Origin of the sequence: Jiella sp. M17.18 (assembly GCF_041027365.1) — a bacterium.
Lineage (GTDB): Bacteria > Pseudomonadota > Alphaproteobacteria > Rhizobiales > Rhizobiaceae > VKMB-3413.
In genome coordinates, this window is the sequence record NZ_JBFTEH010000008.1 from 19709 (window position 1) to 43854 (window position 24146).

General features: G+C 68.6%; 21 protein-coding genes and 1 tRNA gene. 17 read left to right on the forward strand and 5 right to left on the reverse strand.

Annotated features, from left to right (window positions below; genetic code table 11):
• Positions 1–108: 108 nt before the first annotated feature.
• Together xth and erpA are read right to left on the reverse strand one after the other, a co-directional pair.
• The gene (gene xth, locus AB5S17_RS15380; protein WP_369240895.1) at positions 109–891 is read right to left on the reverse strand and encodes an exodeoxyribonuclease III; all 783 of its coding nucleotides are present in this window, start codon (positions 889–891) and stop codon (positions 109–111) included.
• A gap of 13 nt (positions 892–904) precedes the next feature.
• Complete coding sequence (gene erpA, locus AB5S17_RS15385) at positions 905–1246, reverse strand: iron-sulfur cluster insertion protein ErpA (protein ID WP_369240897.1); 342 nt, start codon at positions 1244–1246, stop codon at positions 905–907.
• A gap of 166 nt (positions 1247–1412) precedes the next feature.
• Between erpA and AB5S17_RS15390 the strand changes: the two genes are divergently transcribed.
• The 11 genes from AB5S17_RS15390 to AB5S17_RS15440 all read left to right on the forward strand — a co-directional run bounded on the left by AB5S17_RS15390 (position 1413) and on the right by AB5S17_RS15440 (position 14093).
• Positions 1413–2627, forward strand: a complete 1215-nt coding sequence (locus AB5S17_RS15390) for a deoxyguanosinetriphosphate triphosphohydrolase (RefSeq protein ID WP_369240899.1) — start codon at positions 1413–1415, stop codon at positions 2625–2627.
• Between the two features lie 178 nt (positions 2628–2805).
• Positions 2806–4557: an arginine--tRNA ligase gene (argS, locus tag AB5S17_RS15395; protein WP_369240901.1), complete on the forward strand. Its 1752-nt coding sequence runs from the start codon at positions 2806–2808 to the stop codon at positions 4555–4557.
• Positions 4558–4650: 93 nt separating this feature from the next.
• Entirely contained in the window at positions 4651–6633 is a 1983-nt protein-coding gene (locus AB5S17_RS15400) for an SPOR domain-containing protein (protein WP_369240903.1), read from the forward strand.
• Between the two features lie 114 nt (positions 6634–6747).
• Positions 6748–7770, forward strand: coding sequence for a beta-N-acetylhexosaminidase (gene nagZ / locus AB5S17_RS15405; protein ID WP_369240905.1), 1023 nt, complete (start codon positions 6748–6750; stop codon positions 7768–7770).
• A 349-nt stretch (positions 7771–8119) separates the two neighbouring features.
• The gene (locus AB5S17_RS15410; RefSeq protein ID WP_369240907.1) at positions 8120–8356 is read left to right on the forward strand and encodes a twin-arginine translocase TatA/TatE family subunit; all 237 of its coding nucleotides are present in this window, start codon (positions 8120–8122) and stop codon (positions 8354–8356) included.
• Between the two features lie 79 nt (positions 8357–8435).
• Entirely contained in the window at positions 8436–8975 is a 540-nt protein-coding gene (gene tatB / locus AB5S17_RS15415; RefSeq protein WP_369240909.1) for a Sec-independent protein translocase protein TatB, read from the forward strand.
• Positions 8972–9787, forward strand: a complete 816-nt coding sequence (gene tatC / locus AB5S17_RS15420) for a twin-arginine translocase subunit TatC (protein ID WP_369240911.1) — start codon at positions 8972–8974, stop codon at positions 9785–9787. The genes tatB and tatC overlap by 4 nt, the downstream gene beginning before the upstream one ends.
• A 48-nt stretch (positions 9788–9835) precedes the next feature.
• Positions 9836–11113, forward strand: coding sequence for a serine--tRNA ligase (serS, locus tag AB5S17_RS15425; protein ID WP_369240913.1), 1278 nt, complete (start codon positions 9836–9838; stop codon positions 11111–11113).
• Entirely contained in the window at positions 11113–11868 is a 756-nt protein-coding gene (gene surE / locus AB5S17_RS15430) for a 5'/3'-nucleotidase SurE (RefSeq protein ID WP_369240915.1), read from the forward strand. The genes serS and surE overlap by 1 nt, the downstream gene beginning before the upstream one ends.
• Positions 11865–12518: a protein-L-isoaspartate(D-aspartate) O-methyltransferase gene (locus AB5S17_RS15435; protein ID WP_369240917.1), complete on the forward strand. Its 654-nt coding sequence runs from the start codon at positions 11865–11867 to the stop codon at positions 12516–12518. The genes surE and AB5S17_RS15435 overlap by 4 nt, the downstream gene beginning before the upstream one ends.
• Positions 12519–12731: 213 nt before the next feature.
• On the forward strand, positions 12732–14093 hold the full coding sequence (locus AB5S17_RS15440) for a peptidoglycan DD-metalloendopeptidase family protein (RefSeq protein ID WP_369240919.1): 1362 nt from the start codon (positions 12732–12734) through the stop codon (positions 14091–14093).
• A gap of 151 nt (positions 14094–14244) precedes the next feature.
• Here the strand turns inward: AB5S17_RS15440 and AB5S17_RS15445 are convergent, their stop codons facing one another.
• Positions 14245–15132: an ATP-binding protein gene (locus AB5S17_RS15445; RefSeq protein ID WP_369241318.1), complete on the reverse strand. Its 888-nt coding sequence runs from the start codon at positions 15130–15132 to the stop codon at positions 14245–14247.
• A gap of 130 nt (positions 15133–15262) precedes the next feature.
• Here AB5S17_RS15445 and yajC point away from each other — a divergent pair, with 130 nt between their 5' ends.
• The 5 genes from yajC to AB5S17_RS15470 all read left to right on the forward strand — a co-directional run bounded on the left by yajC (position 15263) and on the right by AB5S17_RS15470 (position 21663).
• A complete protein-coding gene (gene yajC, locus AB5S17_RS15450) occupies positions 15263–15607 on the forward strand; it encodes a preprotein translocase subunit YajC (RefSeq protein WP_369240921.1) in 345 nt (114 codons plus the stop codon).
• A gap of 151 nt (positions 15608–15758) precedes the next feature.
• Positions 15759–18335 (forward strand): protein translocase subunit SecDF, encoded by a 2577-nt coding sequence (gene secDF / locus AB5S17_RS15455; RefSeq protein ID WP_369240923.1) that lies wholly within the window; start codon positions 15759–15761, stop codon positions 18333–18335.
• 6 nt (positions 18336–18341) lie between these two features.
• A complete protein-coding gene (locus tag AB5S17_RS15460) occupies positions 18342–18731 on the forward strand; it encodes an Mth938-like domain-containing protein (RefSeq protein ID WP_369240925.1) in 390 nt (129 codons plus the stop codon).
• Between the two features lie 43 nt (positions 18732–18774).
• Complete coding sequence (locus AB5S17_RS15465; protein WP_369240927.1) at positions 18775–19605, forward strand: phytoene/squalene synthase family protein; 831 nt, start codon at positions 18775–18777, stop codon at positions 19603–19605.
• Positions 19606–19749: 144 nt separating this feature from the next.
• The gene (locus AB5S17_RS15470) at positions 19750–21663 is read left to right on the forward strand and encodes a DUF4153 domain-containing protein (RefSeq protein ID WP_369240929.1); all 1914 of its coding nucleotides are present in this window, start codon (positions 19750–19752) and stop codon (positions 21661–21663) included.
• Here the strand turns inward: AB5S17_RS15470 and trmFO are convergent.
• Together trmFO and AB5S17_RS15480 are read right to left on the reverse strand one after the other, a co-directional pair.
• Positions 21626–23050, reverse strand: a complete 1425-nt coding sequence (gene trmFO, locus AB5S17_RS15475; protein ID WP_369240931.1) for a methylenetetrahydrofolate--tRNA-(uracil(54)-C(5))-methyltransferase (FADH(2)-oxidizing) TrmFO — start codon at positions 23048–23050, stop codon at positions 21626–21628. The genes AB5S17_RS15470 and trmFO overlap by 38 nt on opposite strands.
• Positions 23051–23485: 435 nt before the next feature.
• Complete coding sequence (locus tag AB5S17_RS15480; protein ID WP_369240933.1) at positions 23486–23629, reverse strand: DUF1127 domain-containing protein; 144 nt, start codon at positions 23627–23629, stop codon at positions 23486–23488.
• A 398-nt stretch (positions 23630–24027) separates the two neighbouring features.
• Between AB5S17_RS15480 and AB5S17_RS15485 the strand changes: the two genes are divergently transcribed.
• Positions 24028–24112, forward strand: a tRNA-Leu gene (locus AB5S17_RS15485).
• The last annotated feature ends 34 nt before the right edge of the window (positions 24113–24146 follow it).

Genomic DNA, 24146 nt, shown 5'->3' on the forward strand with positions numbered 1-24146 from the left:
TCTTCCGAGACGGGCCCGGCGGTCGCAATCGGCACTCACGATGAGGCCGGGCTTGAGCCCCCGGCTTGACCTTGACGGATGCCGGTCGCGCCCGCGGGCCGTCGGCGGTCAGTGCCGGAGTTCGACCACCACCGGCACGTGGTCCGACGGCTTCTCCCAGCCGCGCACATGGCTGTCGATGCCCGCCGAGACGAAGCGCTCCTGCGCCTCGGGCGAGAGCAGAACGTGGTCGATGCGGATGCCGTTGTTCTTCTGCCAGGCGCCGGCCTGATAGTCCCAGAACGTATAGGTCTTGGCGGCGTCCGTCGTCGCGCGCACCGCGTCGGCGAAGCCGAGATGGATCAGCCGGCGGAAGGCCTCGCGCGATTCCGGCTGGAACAGCGCGTCGGACAGCCAGTTCTCAGGGTTGGCGACGTCGATCGGATCGGGGATGACGTTGTAGTCGCCGGCGAGGATCAGGTCGTCCTCACTTTCGAGCAGCGTCTGCGCATGCGCGATCAGCCGCTCCATCCAGGCCAGCTTGTAGGTGAATTTCTCGGTGCCGATCGGATTGCCGTTCGGCAGATACAGCGAGGCGACCCGCAGCCGGCGCGCGCCCACCTGCCAGACGCCTTCGACGAAGCGCGAATGGTCGTCGTTCTCGTCGCCCGGAAGGCGGCAGATCACCTCGGACGGCTTCTCCTTCGACAGGAGCGCGACGCCGTTGAATCCCTTCTGGCCATGCGTCTCGACGTGGTAGCCGAGCGCCTCGATGGGAGCGCGCGGAAAAGAGTCGGCCTGGCTCTTGATCTCCTGCAGGCAGACGATGTCCGGCTGGCGGGCCTCGAGCCACGCCGTCAGCGCGTCGATGCGGGCCTTGATGCCGTTGATGTTCCAGGTGGCGACGAGCATGCCCTGCCGCCGGTCAGATCGAGAACGAGGTGCCGCAGCCGCAGGAGGCGACGGCGTTCGGATTGCGGATCTGGAACGACTGGCCCATCAGGTCGTCGACGAAGTCCACCACCGCGCCTTCCAGATAGGCGAGTGAGACCTGGTCGATCAGCACGCGTGCCCCGTCCTTCTCGATGACGAGGTCGTCGTCCTCGCGGTCCTTCGTCAGATCGTATTTGTAGGAAAAGCCGGAGCAGCCGCCGCCTTCCACCGAGATGCGCAGCGCCTCGGCGCCCTCGGCCTTGGCGAGCACGCTCCGGATGCGCTGGGCGGCGCTGTCGGAAAGTGTAACGGGACGGGTCGCGGTATCGCTCATCGGCATGTCGGCGCCCGGCCTTCCGGCGGCGCCGCTCCTTGTTCGTATCCACGCGCTTAAGTATGGACGGCGGAGCGGCCGGTCAATCGGGTGCGGATATGCCGGGTCGGGCGCCGGCCGGGCGGGAAGCGGCCCGGACGGTAAGCGAGCGGGAGCGCGGAGCCGGATGGACGAGACGATCCTAGCGGGACTTGGGACCTCGCTGCGCCAGCGGGCGCGGTACGCCGCGCAGCCGGAGCGCTCGCGCGGACGGCTGTTTGCGGAATCGCCGAGTCCGACCCGCACGCCGTTCGAGCGCGACCGCGACCGCATCGTCCACTCCACCGCCTTCCGCCGGCTGAAGCACAAGACGCAGGTCTTCGTGCCCTATGAGGGCGACCACTACCGGACACGGCTGACGCATACGATCGAGGTCTCGCAGATCGCCCGGGCGTTTGCGCGGGCGCTGATGCTCGACGAGGACCTGACCGAGGCGGTGGCGCTGGTCCACGATTTCGGCCACACGCCCTTCGGCCATGCCGGCGAGCGCGCGCTCGACCGCTGCATGGCCGACTTCGGCGGATTCGATCACAATGCGCAGTCGCTCCGCATCGTCACGGCGCTGGAGCGCCGCTATGCCGAGTTTGACGGGCTGAACCTTTCCTGGGAGACGCTGGAAGGCCTCGTCAAGCACAACGGCCCCCTGATCGGCCCGCATGCCCGCGCGGGCGAACCGGTTCCACGGCCGATCGCCGACTTCGACGCGCTGTTCCCGCTGGGCCTCGCCACCTTCGCCGGGCTCGAGGCGCAGGCGGCGGCGATTTCCGACGACATCGCCTACAACACCCACGATCTCGACGACGGGCTGAGGGCGGGGCTGATCCGGCTGGACGATCTCGCCGAACTGGAACTCGCGGGGTCCATCCTGGCCGATGTGCGGGCCGCCTATCCGGCACTTGACGAGAGTCGCACCGTCCACGAGATCATGCGCCGCCACATCACGCGGCTGGTCGAGGATGTGATCGTGACCTCCGCCGGTGCGATCGGGGAACTCGCGCCGAAGGACGCGGACGCGGTGCGGGCGGCGCAGCGGCCGATGATCGCCTTCTCTCCCGTCATGCAGGACGCGGTGAAGCAGACGCAGCGCTTCCTCTTCGCGCGGGTCTATCGCTGCGAGAGCGTCATGCAGGTGATGCGCCGCGCCGAGCGCCTGGTCGAGGAACTGTTCGCCCGGTTCATGGAGCGGCCGGAACTGATGCCCGGCGAATGGCCGGACGCCATGGCACGCCTGCCGGTCGAGAAGCGCGCGCGGCGTGTCGCCGACTATCTCTCGGGAATGACCGACACCTATGCGCTCGCGGAATATCAGCGGCTGTTTGACGTGGTGCCGCAATTGCGTTAGCCGCCGAGCCTTCCAGGCTCGGCGACGACGACGGCTGCGGGAGGCGGGCTCTCGCGTCGCATTGCGCAACAGGTGACAACCGGCGGCGCGCCGCGACAGGGCGTCGCTCGGCCGCATCACCGCGGAAGCAGGTTTCAAGCGTCTCCGGCCTTCCCGGTCGCACCAGTCGAGGATCATCATGAACATCTTTGCCGACTTCGAAAACCGGGTGAAGACGGCGGTAGAGGCAATTGTTCCGTCAGAGGAAATGGCGGGCGTGGACCTCTCGCGCATCACCGTCGAGCCCCCGCGCGACGCCGCGCATGGAGATCTGGCGACAAACGCCGCGATGGTGCTGGCGAAGCCGCTCGGCCGCAAGCCGCGCGACCTCGCCTCGGCACTGGCCGACCGGCTCGCGGCCGATCCCGACGTCGCGGCCGCGGAGGTGGCGGGGCCGGGCTTCATCAACCTGCGCCTCGCGCCGGCCTTCTGGATCGCCCATCTGTTGGCGGTCCTGTCCGAAGGGCCCGCATACGGCCGTGGGCCGCGCACCGGACGCAAGATCAACGTCGAATACGTCTCGGCCAATCCGACCGGGCCGATGCATGTCGGCCATACGCGCGGCGCGGTGGTCGGCGACGTCATCGCGGCGCTCCTCGATTTCGCCGGCGCGGACGTCACCAAGGAATACTACATCAACGACGCCGGCGAGCAGATCACCGTGCTCGCCCGCTCCGTCTTCCTGCGCTACCGGGAGGCGCTGGGGGAGACGATCGGCGAGATCCCGGCCGGGCTCTATCCCGGCGACTATCTGAAGCCGGTCGGCGAAGCGCTGAAGGCCGAGTTCGGCGACCGCCTGGCATCGCTGCCGGAGGAAGAATGGCTGCCGCCGGTCCGTGACCGCGCCATCGCCGCGATGATGGAAATGATCCGCGCCGACCTGAAGCTCCTCGGCGTCGAGCAGGACGTGTTCTTCTCCGAGCGCACGCTGCACGCCGCCGGCGGCGGCAAGATCGCCGAGACCATCGAGGCGCTGCGCGAACGCGGCTTCGTCTATCAGGGCTCGCTGCCGCCGCCGAAAGGCCAGCTGCCGGAGGACTGGGAGGATCGCGAGCAGACGCTGCTGCGCTCCACGGAGGTCGGCGACGACCAGGACCGGCCGCTGATCAAGTCGAACGGCGCCTATACCTACTTCGCCGCCGACGTCGCCTATTTCCGCGACAAGTTCGAGCGCGGCTTCCAGGAGATGGTCTACGTCCTCGGCGCCGATCACGGCGGCTACGTGAAGCGGCTCGAGGCCGTCGCGCGCGCCGTCGCCGGCGACAAGGCCACGATCGACGTCGTGCTCTGCCAGCTCGTGAAGCTCTATCGCAACGGCGAGCCGGTGAAGATGTCGAAGCGCTCCGGCGACTTCGTCACGCTCGCCGACGTGGTCGAGGAGGTGGGCCGCGATCCGGTCCGCTTCATGATGCTCTATCGCAAGAGCGACGCCCCGCTGGACTTCGACTTCCAGAAGGTGACGGAGCAGTCGAAGGACAATCCGGTATTCTACGTGCAGTACGCCCATGCCCGCGCCGCGGCGATCTTCCGACAGGCGCTCGAGGTGGGGCTCGAACTGCCGGACTTCTCCGCCCTGGCAGCCGAAGACCTCGCGGGCCTGTCGGACGAGGGGGAACTGGCCCTCGTCCGCAAGCTGGCGGAGTTTCCCCGGCTCATCCTGGCGGCGGCGGAGGCGAAAGAGCCGCACCGGCTCGCCTTCTACCTCTACGACCTCGCCTCGGCCTTCCACGGCCAGTACAACCGCGGAAAAGACTTGCCGGACTTACGGTTTGTTAACCCTGATCAGCCGATGATGACTCGTGCTCGCCTCGGTTTGGTGAAGGCTGTCGCAATCGTTCTTGCGACTGGACTCGACCTGATCGGAGCCGACGCACCGGAAGAAATGCGATAAACCACCACGCTTTGGTCAATTTCCTCTCCTAGCGGTGGATGTGGAGATCGGGGGCTTGCCCCCGCTGAGGGGAATGACGGGGTGCTCATGTCGATGAGAGACTTGACGGGCTCGGGCAGCGGGAACGCTGGGCCGGCTTCAGCCGATCTCGACGATCCGTTCGAGGAACTCGCCAGGCTGCTGGACGAGCCGCTGGAAGCTTTGCCGCGGCCGGTGTCGCATGTAGAGAATCAGGCCCGCCTGTCGCCGCAGGCCGGCGAGTCGCGCGGTGGGTCGGGGGTTTCGGCGGCGGAGCGGCCTTCGACTGCCGGTCACAGTGCCTCCGAGCCGTCGGTCGGGGCCGAATTCGCCAGCGAAGACGCGACGGCGCTCGCTGCGGCGCTTGATGTGGATGGCGACATCTCGGCTGGTTTCGCCGAGGAATTCGCCGTCGCCATGGGGGACGAGGTTCCGCAGGATGCGTCGCGGACGCAAGGTGTGGCTTTAGCGGCCGGCCCGGCAGCCGAGGCTGCGGTCCCGTCGTCGAAGAAGCGCGCGGGCTCGGCGTCCGGGCTCGCCGGCGTGTTCGACGAGGAAATCGAGACGGCGCTGCTTGGCCTGTCGGCGCCCGCCAATCCGCGCGAGACAATGATTCATCGTGCCGAGCCCTTTGCGCCGGCGCGCATGCCGGAGCAGCCCGTGGCCGCTCCGGCCGGCAAGGTGTTCGACGATTTCGACGACCTGATCGCCAGCGAGCTCGCGGCGATGAAGCAGGCGCCGGTCGCCGCCGAGCCGGAGGCCGAGCCCGAGTACGAATCGCTCTGGCAGCCGCAGGACGATCATGACGATTACCTCGAGGCCGCTCGCAGCCTTCCCGACGGGCAGGGGCGCTGGGCGTCCGAAGCCGAGGGTGCCGAGGCCGGTGACGACGGGGCGGTCCGTCGCGCCAGTCGGGCCGCCGCGGCATTGCGGCCGAAGCGTCCGCTCGGCTCCGGTGTGGCGCTCGGTGCCGTCGTCGCGGTTCTCGCGGTCGGCTATGGCGGCTATTCGCTGCTGACCGGTTCGTCCCCGCTCGCCGGCAATGGCGGCGTGCTGATCGTGCAGGCCGACAAGGATCCGGTGAAGGTCAAGCCGACCGATCCGGGCGGCAGGGATATTCCGAACCAGAACAAGGCGGTCTACCAGCGCGTCGAAAGCGCCTCGGCCGATCTCGTGCCCTCGCAGCCGAAGCTGCTGAAGGCCGAGGAAAAGCCGATCGACCTGCCGGTCGCGCCGCCGGAGCGCGGACCCGACCCGTCCGACCTCCCGGGCGTCGAGGTGGGCGGACCGATCCGGCAGGCGAATGCCGCCGAGACCGGGACCGCGCCCGTCCAGGTCGCGGATGCGTCCGCGAGCGAACAGCCGATGCCGGGTCTCGCGCCGCGCCGGGTGAAGACCCTGACAGTCCGCCCGGACGGAACGCTTGCCGAGGTCGACAGCGCTTCGGGCGAGGCGATGGACGCGCTGCGCAACAACGGCGCGCTGATCCAGGCTTCGGCGCGTCCCGTGGCGATCGAGTCGTCGAGCGACGGGCAGCCGCAGGTGGCGGCCGCTCAGGCGGAGACGGCCGTCGCGGCCGAGACGAAACCGATCGTCGGGCAGCCGGCGCCGAACATGCCCGTGCCGACCTTGCGCCCGGCGATGCCCGCTCCTGTCGAGGTGGCGTCCGCCGCTCCCGAGGAGCCGGCCGCGACGCCCGCAAAGGTTTCGCCGACGCCGGAGCGTACGGCGGCCGATCCGGTTCGGACCGCGTCGCTCCCGGATAGTTCCGCGGCGCCGTCGGCGAGCGGGCCGACCCCGGTCGTGACCGAGACGAACGGCTATTACGTGCAGATCTCCTCGCAGCCGACCGAGCCTCTGGCGCAGAAGTCGTCGCAGCGGCTCGGACAGAAGTTTGCCTCCGTGCTCGGCGGGCACAAGATGGTGATCCTGTCGGCCGAGATTCCGGGCAAGGGCACCTATTACCGGGTGCGCGTCGCCGCGGCGTCCAAGGACGAGGCCTCCAGCCTGTGCGGCTCGCTGAAGTCGGCCGGCGGCAGCTGCTTCGTTTCGCGCTAAGGGGAGTGGCTGCGGATCTGCTGCCGGCCGAGCGCCGAATGCGCGCGGCCGGAGGCGGATCCCGGCATGCGGCACGGCTCTTGCGGTGCGCCGCGCCGGTCGGGTGAGGTCAGGGTGAGCAGTTCGAAGTCCTTCATCGCGGCGCCGTCGGGACACGCCTTGACCGCCGAGGAGCGCGCCTTCTTCGCGGACGAGCGGCCCTGGGGCTACATCCTTTTCGCGCGCAACATCTCTTCCGGGTCGCAGGTCCGCGATCTCGTCGCCGAATTGCGTGATCTGGGCGGGCGTGCGACGACGCCCATCTTCGTCGATCAGGAAGGCGGCCGGGTCCAGCGGCTGCGTCCGCCGCTGGCCCCGGACTATCCGCCGGCCGAGTCGATCGGGCGCCTCCATGCCGTCGATCCGGCGGCGGGCGAGCGCGCCGCCTGGCTGCACGGGCGGCTGCTGGCGGAGGATCTCACCCGCTACGGCATCAACGCGGACTGCGTGCCCTGCCTCGACGTCCCCGTGGAGGGGGCCGACTCGGTAATCGGAAGCCGCGCCTACGGGACCGATCCCGAGGTCGTCGCGACGCTCGGCCGTGCGGTCGCCGACGGGCTGGCGGCGGGCGGGCTGCTGCCGGTCATGAAGCACATGCCGGGCCACGGCCGGGGCAACGCCGATAGCCATCTGGCGCTGCCGGTGGTCCGGGCGTCGCGAAACGAGCTGGCGCGGACCGACTTCGTCCCCTTCAAGGCGCTCGCCGGCTTGCCCGCGGCGATGACCGCGCACATCCTCTACAGCGACATCGATCCGACCCGCCCGGCGACGCTGTCGCCGATCGTCATCGGCGACGTCATCCGCAGCGAGATCGGCTTCGACGGCCTCCTGATGAGCGACGACATGTCGATGAAGGCGCTGTCCGGCGACCTTTTCGACCTCAGCCGGCGTGCGCTGACCGCGGGCTGCGACGTCGTTCTCCACTGCAATGGCGACATGGAGGAGATGCGGCATGTCGCACGCGCCTGCCAGCCGCTCGCGGGGGATGCGGAGCGGCGGGCGCGGGCAGCGGAAGGCGCGATCTCGCCGCAGAGCCTGCCTGGCGGCGACGAGGAGCTGCGCCGCGAATATCACGAGCTGATGTCCCGCCTCGGCTGACGGCACACTTTGCCTCAGGCGCAATTTTCGCTAGTCTGCCAACTGGTTAGAGGCGCGGCAGCTCCCGCCGGGCCGCAAGTCCGCCATGATCCGGGCGTACCGCTTTGCCGTCCCCTCCCTCGACGCGCGGCGCTCCGACGAGAGTCGTCCCGCAGGTCGGCGCGGCGAACAGGGGCGCGAGGGCTTGTCGCCTTCCGCCCGATCGACGCTCCGATGCACAAACCCGAGAAGATTGGGGCGGGTACCGTCGTTTCCGTTGATCCGAAAGGCGGTATCGTGTTTGAAAGGGCAGCGAGCGATCGCTAGCTATAGGGAGGCGGAGGTCTCTCGCCTTCGATGGAGAAGTGATATGGGTAGTTTCAGCATCTGGCATTGGCTCATCGTCCTCGCCGTCTTGCTGCTCCTGTTCGGTCGCGGCAAGATTCCCGACCTGATGGGCGACGTCGCCAAGGGCATCAAGAACTTCAAGAAGGGCATGGCGGACGACGAGCCCGAGACGACGACGGTTCGCGAGCGCCGTTCGCTGGAACACAACGACGGCGACGTCGTGGTGCACGACGTCAAGACCGAAAAGTCGGTCGGCTGATTCGGAACGGCTTCTGGCGCGCGGGTATGGCCGGTACCCACGCGTCCGCGCGTCCGGCATTCGCATCTGAGACAGTTCGATGTTCGACATAGGTTGGTCGGAACTCCTGGTGATCGCGGTGGTGCTCGTGGTCGTCGTGGGGCCCAAGGATCTGCCCGGCATGTTGCGGACCTTCGGCCGCACGACCAAGCAGCTTCGCGCGATGGCGGGGGAGTTCCGCCGGCAGTTCGACGAGGCCCTCCAGGAGGCCGAACTCGACGACGTGCGGTCGAGCGTCGACGAAATCCGCAATCTCGATCCCCGGCGCACCGTGCGCGACGCGATGAACCCGATGCGCGCGATCGGCGACGAGATCCGCTCCTCGCTCGCCGCCGCCGCCAAGGCGCCGGAACCCCGGATCCCGGCCAACACGGACACGCTGACGACGGGCGAAGCGAAGGTGGCGGAGGCGTCTGAGCCGGCTGCCGCCGAGATGCCGGCGGTCGCGAATGGAGCCGAAGCACCCGCGGGCCCGAACGCCGAGGATAAGGCAGCCCCCGTGGCGGACAGCGAACCTGCGCCGGCCGAGGTGGCGACGAGCGATGCCTCCCTTGGCCAGAAGCGGGAAGGTGTGGCGTGAGCCGGGCCGAGACGGACATCGAAGCGTCGTCCGCGCCGCTGATCGAGCACCTGATCGAGCTCCGCACGCGGCTGATCTGGTGCATCGTCGGCTTCTTCGGCGCGTTCCTGATCTGCTTCTTCTTCGCCAAGCCGATCTTCAACATCCTGGTGGTTCCGTATCAGACGGCAACCCATTGGGCCGGCGTCGACAACCGCCAGGTCGAGCTGATCTACACCGCGCCGCAGGAATTCTTCTTCACCCAGGTGAAGATCGCGGCGTTCGGCGGCTTCTTCCTCGCCTTTCCCATCATCGCGTCGCAGATCTACAAGTTCGTCGCGCCGGGGCTCTACAAGAACGAGCGGCACGCCTTCCTGCCGTTCCTGGTGGCGACGCCGATCCTGTTCATCATGGGCGCGCTGCTGGTCTATTTCTTCTTCACCCCGATGGTGATGTGGTTCTTCCTGTCGATGCAGCAGACGGGAGCGGACGGGCGTGTCGCGATCCAGCTGCTGCCGCGGGTCAGCGAGTATCTGTCGCTGATCATGACGCTGATCTTCGCCTTCGGCATGGTCTTCCAGCTGCCCGTGGTGACCTCGCTCCTGGTGCGGGTCGGCATCGTCTCGGCGGCGGGGCTCGCCTCGAAGCGCAAATACGCGATCGTGCTTGCCTTCATCGCCGCGGCGGTGCTGACGCCGCCCGATCCCATGTCCCAGATCGGCCTTGCCCTGCCGACGATCCTTCTCTACGAGATTTCGATCATTGCGGCACGGATGATCGAGAAGAAACGGGCGGAAGAGCTCGCCGAGAGCGAGGCCGACACCGAGGCCTGACGCGATCGTGACGTCTCCGGCTGCCACTCGGTCGGAGACGGGGACATCATGCTCGACATCAAGTGGATACGCGACAATCCTGGCAGGCTGGATGAAGCGCTGCGCAAGCGCGGCGCCGCGCCCGCCGCGATCGACCTGATCAAGCTCGACGAGGCGCGCCGGGACCATCTGAAGCGTCTTCAGGAGCTGCAGAGCCGGCGCAACGACGCCTCGAAGGAGATCGGCAAGGCGAAAGGCTCGGGCGACAATGCCCGCGCCGAGGCGCTGATCGCCGAGGTCGCCGAGATCAAGGCGGACATCCAGGCGGGCGAGGAGACCGAGCGGCGGATCGACGCCGAACTCGAGGACGCGCTCGCGAGGCTGCCAAACGTTCCGCTGGACGACGTGCCGGAAGGTCCGGACGAGACCGCCAATGTCGAGGTTCGGCGCGTCGGCACGCCGCCTGACTTCGGCTTCGCCCCCAAGGAGCATTACGAGCTCGGCGAAGCCCTCGGGCTGATGGACTTCGAGCAGGCCGGCAAGATCTCCGGCGCCCGGTTCACGATTCTCCGCGGACAGCTCGCGCGGCTCGACCGTGCCCTCGGTCAGTTCATGCTCGACCTCCACACAGGCGAGCATGGCTATCAGGAGGTGGTGGCGCCGATCCTCGTCAGGCCGGAAGCCCTGTTCGGCACCAACCAGCTGCCGAAGTTCGAGGAGGACCTCTTCAAGACCACGGACGGCCGTTACCTCATCCCGACCGCCGAGGTGCCGCTCACCAATCTGGTGCGCGAGGCGACGCTGGACGAGGCGGAGCTGCCGCTGCGCTTCACCGCGCTGACGCCGTGCTTCCGCTCCGAGGCGGGCTCGGCGGGGCGAGACACCCGCGGGATGCTGCGGCAGCACCAGTTCTACAAGGTCGAGCTCGTCTCGATCACCTCGGACGAGGCCTCGATCGACGAACACGAGCGGATGACCGCCTGCGCCGAAGAGGTGCTGAAGCGGCTCGGCCTTCCGTTCCGGACCGTCGTCCTGTGCACCGGCGACATGGGCTTCGGCGCGCGCAAGACCTATGACATCGAGGTCTGGCTGCCGGGGCAGGGTGCCTATCGCGAAATCTCCAGCTGCTCGGTCTGCGGCGACTTCCAGGCGCGGCGCATGGGCGCGCGCTACCGCAAGGAGGGCGAGAAGGCGCAGCGCTTCGTCCATACGCTCAACGGCTCGGGCACTGCCGTCGGCCGCGCTCTGATCGCCGTGATGGAGAATTATCAGAACGCCGACGGCTCGATCACCGTGCCGGAGGTCCTGCGACCCTATATGGGCGGCCTGGAGCGGATCGCGGGTTGATGCGGATACTCCTCACCAATGACGACGGCATCCATGCCGAGGGTCTGGGCGTGCTGGAGCGGATCGCGCGCACTCTCTCCGACGACGTGTGGATCGTCGCGCCGGAGACCGACCAGAGCGGCCTGTCGCACTCGCTCTCGCTGTCCTCGCCGCTGCGGCTGCGGGAGGTCGGGGACAAGCGCTTCGCCCTTTCCGGCACGCCCACCGACTGTGTCATCATGGCGGTGAAGCGGCTGATGGAGAGCCCGCCGGACCTCGTCCTGTCCGGCGTCAACGCGGGCCAGAACATCTGCGACGACATCACCTATTCCGGCACGGTCGCGGGCGCCATCGAAGGGGCGATGCTCGGGGTCAGGTCGATCGCTCTCAGCCAGGCCTTCAGCCCCGGCGGCAGGCGGCAGGCGGAGTGGGCGACGGCGGAGCGTCATGGTCCGGCGCTGATCGAGAAGCTCGCCGCCTTCGACCTGCCGACGGGCCATCTCGTCAACGTCAACTTCCCCGGCGTCGGGCCAAACGAGGTCCAGGGCGTGGAGATCACCCGGCAGGGCAAGCTCGACTACTCGCTCGGCCTCGAAGAGCGCCGGGACGGGCGCGGCTTTCCCTATTACTGGCTGCTCTTCGGGCGTCAGGCAGGGCCCGAGGTCGCGCAGTCCGACATCGCGGCGCTCTCGGCTGGGCGCATCTCGGTGACGCCGCTGCAGCTCGACCTCACCGCCCACGACCTGCGCGACGGCCTCTCGGCGCTGTTTGCATGATCGCGATGAACCGGGACCGCGAACTCCTCGCCGCCTTCCTCGCGACCCTCGGGGCCGAACAGCCGCGGATCCCCGAGGCGCTCCTCAAGGCGGTGAGCGAGGTGCCGCGGCGCATGTTCGTGCCAGTCGACGTCGACGACCCCTATGAGGATCGCCCGGCGCCGATCGACTGCGGCGAGACCATGCCGGGGGCGTTGGCCGCCGTCCGGCTCGCAGCGCTGCTCGATGTCGAGCCGGAGCACCGCGTGCTGGAGATCGGCACGGGCAGCGGCTACGTCACGGCGCTTCTCGCCCGCACGGCGCTACACGTGACGACCTTCGACCGCTATCGCCGGCTGGTCGAGCGGGCGGCGCAGCGTTTCAAGCAGCTCGGCATCACCAATGTCTCGTCCTTCTTCGAGGACGGGCGCGAGGGCTATGTCGCCGGGAGCCCGTTCCACCGGGTGATCGCCCATGCGGCCTTCCCCGCGCCGCCGCGCCAGTTCCTGGAACAGCTCAGCCCGCAGGCGGTGATGATCTGCGCCATCGGGCCGGGCGACGGCGAGCAGACGCTGGTGCGCCTCTCGAAGGTCGGCAGCCGGTTCGAGCGCGAGGAGATCGGGCGGGTGCGCTACCAGCCGCTCGCCTTCGGCAAGGCCGAGGTCCTCTGAGCGGCAGGCCGCGCCGCGATCCGGCGGTCCGGGCACCGGATCGCGGGCCGGCCCGGGTCGTTCCCGGCCTGCCTTCGCGGGCGTCGCGAAACTGTGGCGTTCTCGTGCCCGGCGGAGGAAATTCGCGTTTGCCCTGCCGGACTTAACCAGCCAGTAAGATTAACGCGGTTCTATCGTGCGCAAATACCTTTCTTGCGTACCAAAGGGACTGCGATGCGTTTCCAAGTGCTGAGCCGTGTGCGCCGACAGCTGGTCGGGTCGGTGGGTGTGGCCGCGGTGGCGGGGCTGATGGCGGGGTGCAGCGCCGATACCGTGCGCTTCGACGACGGCTTCTACACGGGCGCCGTGCCGCAGCAGGCGGTTCCGCCGCAGCCGATCGCAAACCAGCCCTATCCGGGCAGCCTCGACGGCATGAACACCGGGTCCATCCAGCGGTACGGCACCAATCCGGGCGCCGGCGCCGCGTCCGGCAACCCCGGCGATTCCCCGGCGCCGACCTACCAGCGCGCCGCGGTCGAGCCGGTGCAGAGCCACATGCTGCCGCCGCCTCCGGCGCCGAGCTACGGCCGCGCGCCGTCGCAGGCTCAGTCCTACCCGTCGGCTCAGTCCTACCCGTCGCGGACGCAGTCGGCGGAGTCGACGCCGGTGCGGACCGTTCCGGCGAGCGCCTCCCGCGACGTCGGCCCGAACCGCGGTGCTCCGCCGACCACGCTGCAGGCCGAAGCGGCCCGCCTGGCGGCGCCGCGCGATCGGCCGGCCTATCAGCCGGCGCCGTCGCATGAGCCGGTGCACGAGGCGCGTGAAGCACCCTCGCACGGCTCCGGCACGGTCACCGTGGCGTCAGGCGATTCGCTCGCCGGCATCGCCCGGCGCAGCGGCGTCTCGGTGGCCGAGCTGAAGCGGGCGAACGGCCTCGACAGCGACATGATCCGCGTCGGCCAGAGCCTGACGATCCCGAAGGGCGGCACGACCCCGAGCCGCGAGCCGGTCCGCGTGGCGAGCAACGAGCCGCCGGCAGCGCCCGAGCGGCGGCCGCAGCATGTCGAGGCGCCGGCTCCGGAGCCGCAGCATCAGGTCGAGACCGCGCCGAAGAGCGAGCGCCCGTCGGCGAGCGCCGCATCGCAGCCGTCGGCTCCCGCATCGTCGGTCAAGCAGGAGGTCGAGACCCAGGAGGCGGCGATCGCCCCCAGCACGACCGGGATCAACGGCTATCGCTGGCCGGTGCAGGGCCGCGTCATCAACCGCTTCGGCGAGAAGGTCGACGGGCGGCGCAATGACGGCCTCAACATTTCCGTGCCGCGCGGCACCCCGGTCAAGGCGGCCGAGAACGGCGTCGTCATCTATGCCGGCGACGGCCTGAAGGAGTTCGGCAACACCGTCCTCATCAAGCATGACGACGGCCTCGTGACGGTCTACGGCAATGCCGAGAAGCTGGAGGTCGCGCGCGGCGACAAGGTGCGGCGTGGCCAGGAGATCGCCCGGTCCGGCATGACCGGCGCCACCGACGTGCCGATCCTCCACTTCGAGGTGCGCAAGAACTCGGTGCCGGTCGACCCGACCAAGTACCTGCAGTAGGCGCGCTTCCAGCGCCGCTTCTCGCGGCTCCCTTTCCATCGGCGGCCGGGCCTTGGCTTGCCGCCCGACCCGACGCCGACCTCCAGGCGTAACGCGACCCGGCCGCGCTCCTCTTGGCGCGACCGGGTCGATGTCGTTTTGGCGTCCGACCCTATTCCGCCAGTTCCAGCGGCCTGCCGAACCGCCCGGCGAGATCCTGTATGAACTGGAACGCCACGCGGCCGGAGCGGCTGCCGCGGGTCGTCGCCCATTCCAGCGCCTCGTGCCGGATCGTGCCCGCGTCCTCGACGCCTGTCAGGCCGGCAGCCGCGACATAGCCCTCGATCATCGCGAGATACTGGTCCTGGCTGCAGTTGTGGAAGCCGAGCCAGAGACCGAAGCGGTCGGACAGCGAGACCTTCTCCTCCACCGCCTCGCCGGGATTGATCGCGCTCGCGCGCTCGTTCTCGATCATGTCGCGCGGCAGGAGGTGGCGCCGGTTCGACGTGGCGTAGAACAGGACGTTGGCGGGCCGCCCCTCGACGCCGCCATCGAGAACCGCCTTCAGCGACTTGTAGGACGAATCGCCCTGATCGAAGGAGAGGTCGTCGCAGAACAGGAGGAAGCGGGACTGCGAAGCCCGCACGAAGTCCATCAGGCGCGGCAGGTGGTCGATGTCCTCGCGGTGGATCTCGATCAGCTTCAATCGCGGGGCGTCGGCGGGCAGGGCGCCGTTGACCGCCGCCTGCACCGCCTTGACCAGCGACGACTTGCCCATGCCGCGCGCGCCCCACAACAGCGCGTTGTTCGCGGCGAGACCGCAGGCAAAGCGCCAGGTGTTGTCGTAGAGGATGTCGCGGGAGCGCTCGATCCCCTTGAGCAGCGCGATCGGCACGCGGTTGACGTTCCGCACCGGCTTCAGGGTCGTCGGCGGTTCGAACACGAAGGCATCGGCGGCGGCGAAATCCGGAGCCGGCGGGGGAGGCGGAGCCAGCCGTTCCAGGCTTTCGGCGATCCGCTCCATGGTTTCGGCGAGCTTGCTCCAGTCGGCCTGATCCATCCGCATGACCTCATCGTAATGTCGCTGCGGGACAGGCGCCTCCGCGGCTTGTTGCATTGAGGGGGACCGATCGTATATTCCGCCCACATCGTAAAGGCTCCCAAGCCCCCAATTTCCTGAGAGGTCGATAATGTTCGTGTCCGAGGCTTTCGCCCAGACGGCCGGTGGTGCTGCCGGCGGCGGAAGCGAGATTCTGATCAGCGTGCTTCCGTTCATCGCGGTCTTCGCGATTATGTACTTCCTCATCATCCGGCCGCAGCGCTCGACGATGAAGAAGCGCGAGGACATGCTGAAGAATATTCGGCGCGGCGACACGGTGATCACCGGGGGCGGGATCGTGGCGCGGGTCACCAAGGTGCTGGACAACGGCGAGCTGGAGGTTCAAATCTCCGATCAGGTTCGCGTTCGCGTCGTCCAGTCGATGGTGACGGAGGTGCGCGTGAAGGGCGAGCCGGCTGCGGCGAACAGCAAGTAGCCGCATCCCCGAGGGCGATTCCTTGAGGGAAAGTCGCGTTCTGCCTTAGAATGACGTCATTTCGGCCGCATCTGCGCGGCCATCTGCGATCGGGCAACCGTCGCGCCAGGCCGGCAGCGTCATCGCCGCGGCCATCTGATCCGAGACCGCCATGCTGTATTTCTCGCGCTGGAAGACGATCCTCATCTGGTTGACGGTCGTGGCCGGCGTCGTTCTTGCCCTGCCGAACGTCATCAGCAAGCAGACCCTCGCGGGGCTGCCCGACTTCTTTCCGAAAAAGCAGGTGACGCTCGGCCTCGACCTGCAGGGCGGCTCCTACATCCTGCTCCAGGTCGACCGTCAGTCGCTGGTGAACGACCGGCTGCAGAGCGTGCGCGACGAGGTGCGGCAAGACCTTCGCAACGCCCATATCGGCTACACCGGCCTTGCCGCCAACGGCCAGACGGTGACGGTGCGGCTGCGCGATCCCTCTCAGGCCGATGCCGCGCAGGCCGCCCTGAAGGATCTTACGCAGCCGATCTCCGGCGGCCTCCTCACCGGCGGATCGGTGAGCGAGGTGGCGGTGAGCCAGCCGCAGCCCGGCGTCATCAATGCCTCGCTGACCGACCAGGGCGTCAGCTACCGCGTCTCCAGCGCCGTGACGCAGTCGATCGAGGTCGTTCGCCGCCGCGTCGACGAACTCGGCACCACCGAGCCGGTGATCCAGCGCGAAGGCCAGGACCGCATCATGGTCCAGGTGCCGGGCCTGAAGGATCCGCAGCGGCTGAAGGCGCTGCTCAACCAGACCGCCAAGCTCACCTTCCGGCTGGTCGACCAGACGGAGTCGCCGGAAGCTGTCGCCAAGGGCGCGCGGCCGCCGGCCGGTTCCGAGCTCCTCTACACCAACGACAACCCGCCGCGGCCCATCCTCGTCCAGAAGCAGGTGATGGTGTCCGGCGAGAACCTGACCGACGCGCAGGCCGGCTTCGACCAGCAGACCAACCAGCCGGTGGTCAACATCCGCTTCGACAGCCAGGGCGCCCAGCGTTTCGGCCGAGTGACGCAGCAGAACGTCGGCAAGCCCTTCGCCATCGTGCTCGACAACAAGGTGCTGTCGGCGCCGAACATCCGCGAGGCGATCCTCGGCGGCCAGGCGCAGATCTCGGGCAACTTCACCGTCCAGTCCGCCAACGATCTCGCCGTGCTCCTGCGTGCCGGTGCACTTCCGGCGACGCTGAACATCATCGAGGAGCGGACCGTCGGGCCGGGCCTCGGCGCCGACTCGATCTCCGCCGGTGAGAATGCCGGCATCATCGGCGCGATCTTCGTCGTCCTGTTCATGCTGGGAGCCTACGGCTTCCTCGGCGTGATCGCGAACATTGCGCTGGCGGTGAACGTCATCCTCTTGTTCGCCGTCCTGACGGTGCTCGGGTCGACCCTGACGCTGCCGGGCATTGCCGGCATCGTGCTGACGATCGGCATGGCGGTCGATTCGAACGTCCTGATCTACGAGCGCATCCGCGACGAGCGCCGGCAGGGCCGCACGGTCATCCAGTCGATCGACGCGGGCTTCCAGAAGGCGCTGGCGACGATCCTCGACGCCAACATCACCACGCTGATCGCCGCCGTCGTCCTGTTCTTCCTCGGCTCCGGTCCGGTGCGCGGCTTCGCCGTCACGCTGGCCGTCGGCATCGTCACCACCGTCTTCACCGCCTTCACGCTGACGCGCTGGCTGGCGGCGGAATGGGTGCGCCGCCGCCGCCCGAAGGAGCTGCCGCGCGGCTATTTCCGGCTGGTGCCGGAGGTGACGCGCATCCCGTTCATGAAGATCCGCCTGCAGATGTTCGGCGTCTCCATGGCGCTGTGCCTCGCCTCGGTGATCTCGCTCGGGGTCGTCGGCCTGAATTTCGGCATCGACTTCACCGGCGGCACGCTGATCGAGGTCCAGGCGAAGTCGGGCAATGCCGACATCGGCGGTATCCGGCAGAGCCTGAGCAAAGCCGGTGTCGAGGGGATCCAGGTCCAGGAGTTCGGCACGCCGAACGAGGCGCTGATCCGCATCGGCAAGCAGGGCTCGGGCGGCGACGCCTCGCAGGCTGCGGTCGTCAACACGGCGCAGAAGGCGCTGTCCGCCGATTATGACTTCCGCCGCACCGAGGTGGTCGGCCCGACGGTCTCCGGCGAGCTCGCCTGGGCGGCGATCATCGGCGTCCTGACCTCGCTCGTCGCCATCCTGATCTATGTCTGGTTCCGCTTCGAGTGGCAGTTCGCCATGGGCGCGATCATCGCGACGATCAACGACGTGATCCTGACGCTCGGCTTCCTCGTCCTGACGCAGCTGGAGTTCAACCTGTCGACCGTCGCGGCGATCCTGACCATCGTCGGCTATTCGCTGAACGACACGGTGGTCATCTACGACAAGGTCCGCGAGAACCTGCGGCGCTTCAAGAAGATGCCGATTGGCCAGCTGCTCGACCTGTCGGACAACGAGATGCTGTCGCGCACGACGATGACGTCGATGACGACGCTGCTGGCGCTCTTCGCGCTGTTCGTCTTCGGCGGCGAGGTGATCCGCTCCTTCGTGGCGTCGATGCTGTTCGGCGTCCTGATCGGCACCGGCTCGTCGATCTTCGTCGCCGCGCCCATCCTGATCCTCTTCAAGCTTCGCCCGGCCGACTTCGCCGCGAAGAAGGAGGAGGCCGAGGCTGCACGGAGCGGGACCGAGCCCGCGGCGGCGAACCGGGCCTGATCCGTCATGGCAAAGGGCATCGAGATCCGCGCGGCCCATTTCCCGGGCCGCGCTCCCATCACCGCCTACGGCAATGGCGGCTTCCGCTTCGCGGACATGTCGCATCGCGGCTCGATCCTGTGCCTGCCGTCGGGCATCTACGGCTGGGACGCGACCGCCGAGGCGCCGTTCACAGGCGAGCGGCTGCAGAAGGTGATCGAGGAGGCGGGCGAGATCAGCTTTCTCCTCTACGGCACCGGCAAGGACATCCAGCGCCTGCCTGCCGGCCTGTCCGAGCGTCTGCGCCGCGCGGGTATCGCCTGCGATCCGATGTCGACCGGAGCGGCGGTACGCACCTTCAACATCATGCTCTCCGAGGGGCGGGCCGTCGCCGCCGCGCTGATCTCGGTCGACTGACGCGACACTCCCATCCGACTTTCGTCTCGCGAGGAGGCCCGACATGAGCGACGCGCGTGACGAGGTGACGGCGCTGGTCGAGGCCGAGGATCGCGACCGCGCGATCTCGCTGGCCTTCGCGCCGGAAGCCGTGCGGCGCGATCTCGCGGCCCTCTACGGCTTCAACGTCGAAACGGCGCGGGTGCGCGACCAGGTGAGCCAGCCGCTGCCCGGCGAGATCCGGCTGCAATGGTGGCGCGACACGGTGACGCAACCGGCGTCGGAAGCCTCCGGCAATCCCGTCGCCGAGGCGCTCGAAGCCGCGATTTCGCGCCACGACCTGCCGCGAGCGGCCTTCGACCGCTTCATCGAGGCGCGGATCTTCGACCTCTACGACGACCCGATGCCCGACCGCGACGCCTTCGAGGCCTATGCCGGCGAGACCGCCTCGACCCTCGTCGTGCTGGCCGCGACGATCCTGTCGCGCGCCGACGCCGACCGGATCGCCGATGCCGCGGGTCACGCGGGCGTCGCGCAGGCGGCGGCGGGGGCGCTCCGGCTTCTGCCGATCCATCGGGCGCGGCGCCAGGTCTACATCCCGCAGGACCTCCTGGCCGCCGCCGGCTGCAGCGTCGAGGAGCTGATCGCCGGCAAGGGGGAGGCGCCGCTGCGCGCCGTCGCCGCGATGAGCGCCTTTGCGCGCGAGCATGCCAGACAGGCGGCGGCGCTCTTCCGCGACGTTCCGGCAACAGTTCGTCCCGCCTTTCTGCCGGCGCTCCTGGCCGCGCCATATTTGGACCGAATCGACAAAGCAGGTTCGGGCGTCTTCGACCGGCCCGTGGATATCGGTCCTTTGCGCAAGTCGTTCACCTATTGGCGTTCGATGCGGCGGTGACAGCGGCCGCGGCGGGGCTGCGGTCGGCTTCGCGACGGCGGTGAAGACATCCGGCGATGGGGGTCGCCGGGGCGAGGAGGCCGGTGCGCGCGTTGCTGCCCGGCGAGACGTGACGATGTGGCGGATGGGGACGATCGAAGGGGCATGAACGAGGGCATGGCAGCGCTTGCGCGGCAGCGTCTGGCGCGACTGACCGGGTCGCTCGCCCGTGGCGCCGGCGTCGCGGCGAATCGGTTTCCGGTCGCCGCGCTTGCGATCATCGCCATCGCGGTCCTCGGCAATCTGGCGGTCGAGGACGTCTTCCTTCCCGACGAGGCGAATCTTCCCTGGCTGCTCGCGGCGCTCTACGGCGCTGCCGCAAGTTCCGTCGTCGCGGTCACCGCGCTCGAAGCGCGCGGTTTCGGGCGCCTCGCGCGCTTTGCGGCCTCGCTCGGTGTTGCGGTTGTGCTCGGCCTCGCCACCTATTTCGGGCGGGACTTCGGCATCTATGCGCCGCCGCTCGTTGCCGCGGCGACGCTCGCCGTTCCCCTCGCGCCCTTCGTGGAGCGCCCGGATCAACGCCGCTTCTGGACCTTCACGCTCTGGACCGTCGTCGGCGTCGCGCTGGCCTTCTTCTCGGTCCTGCTCTTCACGCTCGGGCTTTCGGCGATCCTGGAGATGATCCGCTTCCTGTTCGAAGTCGGGCTCTCCTCGGCGGCCTACGAGCATATCTTCGTCACCGCCTTCAGCCTGGTCGGGCCGCTCTTCGCCCTCGGCCGCATCCCGGCGGACTTCGACCAGCGCGTCGGCGAGGCGGACGACGACCGGCTGGTCGCGGGCCTCAGGATCCTGTTCGCCTGGGTCGCGGCGCCGCTGGTGCTGGTGACGGCGCTCGTCCTCCACCTCTACGCCCTCAAGATCGCGCTCACCGCGAACGTCCCGGACGGCGAGATCGGCTGGATCGTCACCTTCTATGCGCTGCTGGTGCTGATGCTGCGGGTCGCGGCGCAGCCGTTCCTGCGCGACAAGGCGCCAGCGATGCGGCTGTTCGGGCGGCTCTGGGGCGGCATCCTGGTCGTGCCGCTGGTGCTGCTGGTCATCGCGATCTGGCAGAGAGTCGCGGCGGAAGGGGTCACACTCCCGCGCTATTACGTGGCGCTGGCCGCGGTCGCGGCCCTCGGCGTCCTGGCGCTCCAGCTCTTCCCGCGCATGCGGGCGGATTCGCGCGTGATGGCGGCCGTGCCGATCGGCCTTCTCGCGCTCTCCGCCTTCGGCCCCTGGGGCGCCGCCGACACCGTCGGCCGCAGCCAGACATCGCGCCTGATCGCCGAATACGGCGCCGCTCTCCCGGGTTCGGGCGCCATCGGCCTGCGGTCCACGGACCGTTCGGACCGGGCGCACCATCAGATCCGATCGCGCCTCGAGGCGCTGCGCGATGCCGGCGAGGTCGACCGGATCCTGCCCTATCTCGAGCCGGATCTCGCGACGCGGGTGCAACTCGCCGAAGCCACCCGGCCGGACGAGACGATGACCGTGCTCGCCGGCGGGCTCGGCCTCTATCACGTCGCCGCGGCCTCGACCGCGCGGGGCTTCACCGCCCTGCGCCAGCCGGTCGTGGATCTTTCCGGTTTCGACCGTGGCACGATGGAGCGCTCGGTCATCGCGTCGTCATTGGCGCCGGACAACTCGCGCCTCACGGCGACAACCGGCGATGTGCAGCTGTGGTTTTCGGACGCCGACCTCGTCGCGGTGGTGGACGGGACGCGGGACGACTTTCCGATCGTCGACGCCATCGCCAATCTGCCGGACGCGATCTTCTCCAGCGAGCCGGACAATACGAGCGCGCCGATTCTCGATCTCACCAGCCGGGCCGGACGGCATGTGCGGGTGGCGATCCGACAGATGGTTCAGCAGTCGCCGGGCGGAGCGATCCTGTCGGCGACACTGACCTTCTATTTCCATGCCGCCGAATGGCCCGGCGGCGCTCCGGCCGCCTCCGCGACGGCCATGGATCCCGCCCCGGCGACGGCCGCCGAGGCGATTACTCGGCAGCCGCCCGGGCAGGTGCCGAGCGATTGAGCCAGGCGGAGAAATCCGCCAGCGCCCGCGCGGACAACGCCTTCTTCTTGGCGATGGCCTTTTCCTTGCCGCGGAAGCGCTTCTGGCCCTCGGGCTTGACGATGGCGCCGGGATCGAGCGGCGCGAACAGGCCGAAATTGACGTTCATCGGCTGGAAGGAGCGCTTGCCGCCGTCCTCTTCATGCGCGAGATGGCCGCCGGTGATGTGTGCCAGCAGCGCGCCGGTCGCGGTCGTCTGCGGCGGGGGCGCGATCGTCTCGCCCTGCCGCTCTGCCGCCGCGAACCGACCGGCGAGGAGCCCGACGGCCGCCGATTCGACATAGCCCTCGCAGCCGGTGATCTGGCCGGCGAAGCGCACATGCGGTCGCGCCTTCAGGCGGAGCGTCTGATCGAGGAGCACCGGCGAGTTCAGATAGGTGTTGCGGTGCAGCCCGCCGAGCCGCGCGAACTCGGCATTCTCGAGCCCGGGGATCATCCGGAAGATCTCCGCCTGGGCGCCGTATTTCAGCTTCGTCTGGAAGCCGACCATGTTGTAGAGCGTGCCGAGGGCGTTGTCCTGGCGCAGCTGGACGACGGCATAGGGCTTGACGTCCGGCTGGTGGGCATTGGTCAGGCCCATCGGCTTCATCGGCCCGTGGCGCAGGGTCTCCGGCCCGCGCTCGGCCATCACCTCGATCGGTAGGCAGCCGTCGAAATAGGGCGTGCCTTCCCATTCCTTGAAGCCGACGCGGTCGCCCTCGACGAGAGCGGCGACGAAGCGCTCGTAGGTCTCCCTGTCGAGCGGGCAGTTGATGTAATCCTTGCCGGTGCCGCCGGGGCCGACCTTGTCGTAGCGCGACTGGAACCAGGCCTTGTCCATGTCGATCGTGTCGAAGTGGACGATCGGGGCGATGGCATCGAAGAAGGCGAGGGCGTCCGAACCGGTCGCCGCACGGATCGCCTCGGCGAGCGAGGGCGCGGTCAGCGGCCCGGTGGCAACGATCGAGCTGCCCCATTCCTCCGGTGGCAGGCCTTCGACCTCGCCGCGCTCCAGGGTGATCAGCGGATGCGCTTCAATCGCGGCGCTGACGGCGCGCGAAAAGCCCTCGCGGTCGACGGCGAGCGCACCGCCCGCCGGCACCTGGTTGGCGTCGGCCATCCGCATGATCAGCGAGCCGGCCCGCCGCATCTCGGCGTGGATGACGCCGACGGCGTTGGCCTCGGCATCGTCGGATCGGAAGGAGTTGGAGCAGACGAGCTCGGCCAGCGCATCGGTCTTGTGCGCCTCGGTCCCGCGCACCGGCCGCATCTCGTGCAGGATGACGGGGACGCCCTGCTCGGCGATCTGCCAAGCGGCTTCGGAGCCGGCGAGACCGCCGCCGACGACATGGATGGGTTTGATCGACATGTCAGGAATTTAGCAGTCGGCGCCGGGTCGCGAAAGGCGGGCCGGGTCCCAAAACAACAACACCCGCCGGGGGAGGACCGGCGGGTGTCGTTTCACTGGCCTTGCCCTGGGAGGAGGATGGGCTCGGCCTTATCCGCTCAGGCCCTGGGAGGAGGATGGGCCCTCGCGAAACTTCTGATCTCTTGGCGCCCGCCGGGGGGAGGACCCGGCGGGCGACTTTAGGTGGCCTCGCCCTGGGAGGAGGATGGGCTCGGCCTTATCCGCTCGGGTCCTGGGAGGAGGATGGACCCTCGCGAAACTTTCGATCTCTTGGCGCCCGCCGGGGGGAGGACCCGGCGGGCGACTTTAGGTGGCCTCGCCCTGGGAGGAGGATGGGCTCGGCCGTTCCGAGCGGTCCTGGGAGGAGGATGGACCGCTACGAAATCATCAGGCGCCTCAGGCGACCGTGCGGCGAGCGACGGCCGGAATGTCGGTGCGGGCGATGCCGAGGTCGGCAAGCTCGCGGTGGGACAGACGGCTCAGCTCGTTGACGGTCTCGCGATAACGGCGCCAGTTGCTGTAGGAGCGGATCAGGTTCATCGGAGGTTCCCCTCATATGCGTAGTTAAATCGATTGAGGTTTTGCAGCAGCGATGGCGGCGCTCGCCTCGTTGACCTGCAATCTATGGACCGGCGGCCGGTCCTACCAGAGCGGGCTTTGCATGGCAGCAATGCACTTTGTGCAACGCAGCAAAGTAAGGAATCGTCAAGGATTGCAGGCCTTTCGCGCTGCGCCTCGGGAAAGGAGAGGGCAGCCTTCTGCAGTGTCGGGCAGGGCGCGCTTCGACCCGGCGCCGCGGCGATGCCCGCGCCAGGGGAGCGAAATCCCTGCCGAAAAGCCCGAAACCGGCCGGAAAACCGCCCGGTCTGCCCTTTCGTGCCCGGACTCGCGATGATATAGAGGCGCGCGCCTCGCGACGTCCGTGGCTGACGCGCCGTGCGGGTGTGGCGGAATTGGCAGACGCACTTGGTTTAGGTCCAAGCGCCGAGAGGCATGGGGGTTCAAGTCCCTCCACCCGCACCATCGCCGGTTCGAATGAATTCATCGCTGATCCGGC

Coding starts and splice junctions, on each gene's coding strand:
- xth (WP_369240895.1), bottom strand. CDS start 891: ATGCTCGTCGCCACCTGGAACATCAACGGCATCAAGGCCCGCATCGAC.
- erpA (WP_369240897.1), bottom strand. CDS start 1,246: ATGAGCGATACCGCGACCCGTCCCGTTACACTTTCCGACAGCGCCGCC.
- AB5S17_RS15390 (WP_369240899.1), top strand. CDS start 1,413: ATGGACGAGACGATCCTAGCGGGACTTGGGACCTCGCTGCGCCAGCGG.
- argS (WP_369240901.1), top strand. CDS start 2,806: ATGAACATCTTTGCCGACTTCGAAAACCGGGTGAAGACGGCGGTAGAG.
- AB5S17_RS15400 (WP_369240903.1), top strand. CDS start 4,651: ATGAGAGACTTGACGGGCTCGGGCAGCGGGAACGCTGGGCCGGCTTCA.
- AB5S17_RS15410 (WP_369240907.1), top strand. CDS start 8,120: ATGGGTAGTTTCAGCATCTGGCATTGGCTCATCGTCCTCGCCGTCTTG.
- tatB (WP_369240909.1), top strand. CDS start 8,436: ATGTTCGACATAGGTTGGTCGGAACTCCTGGTGATCGCGGTGGTGCTC.
- serS (WP_369240913.1), top strand. CDS start 9,836: ATGCTCGACATCAAGTGGATACGCGACAATCCTGGCAGGCTGGATGAA.
- surE (WP_369240915.1), top strand. CDS start 11,113: ATGCGGATACTCCTCACCAATGACGACGGCATCCATGCCGAGGGTCTG.
- AB5S17_RS15435 (WP_369240917.1), top strand. CDS start 11,865: ATGATCGCGATGAACCGGGACCGCGAACTCCTCGCCGCCTTCCTCGCG.
- AB5S17_RS15440 (WP_369240919.1), top strand. CDS start 12,732: ATGCGTTTCCAAGTGCTGAGCCGTGTGCGCCGACAGCTGGTCGGGTCG.
- AB5S17_RS15445 (WP_369241318.1), bottom strand. CDS start 15,132: ATGGATCAGGCCGACTGGAGCAAGCTCGCCGAAACCATGGAGCGGATC.
- yajC (WP_369240921.1), top strand. CDS start 15,263: ATGTTCGTGTCCGAGGCTTTCGCCCAGACGGCCGGTGGTGCTGCCGGC.
- secDF (WP_369240923.1), top strand. CDS start 15,759: ATGCTGTATTTCTCGCGCTGGAAGACGATCCTCATCTGGTTGACGGTC.
- AB5S17_RS15460 (WP_369240925.1), top strand. CDS start 18,342: ATGGCAAAGGGCATCGAGATCCGCGCGGCCCATTTCCCGGGCCGCGCT.
- AB5S17_RS15465 (WP_369240927.1), top strand. CDS start 18,775: ATGAGCGACGCGCGTGACGAGGTGACGGCGCTGGTCGAGGCCGAGGAT.
- AB5S17_RS15470 (WP_369240929.1), top strand. CDS start 19,750: ATGAACGAGGGCATGGCAGCGCTTGCGCGGCAGCGTCTGGCGCGACTG.
- trmFO (WP_369240931.1), bottom strand. CDS start 23,050: ATGTCGATCAAACCCATCCATGTCGTCGGCGGCGGTCTCGCCGGCTCC.
- AB5S17_RS15480 (WP_369240933.1), bottom strand. CDS start 23,629: ATGAACCTGATCCGCTCCTACAGCAACTGGCGCCGTTATCGCGAGACC.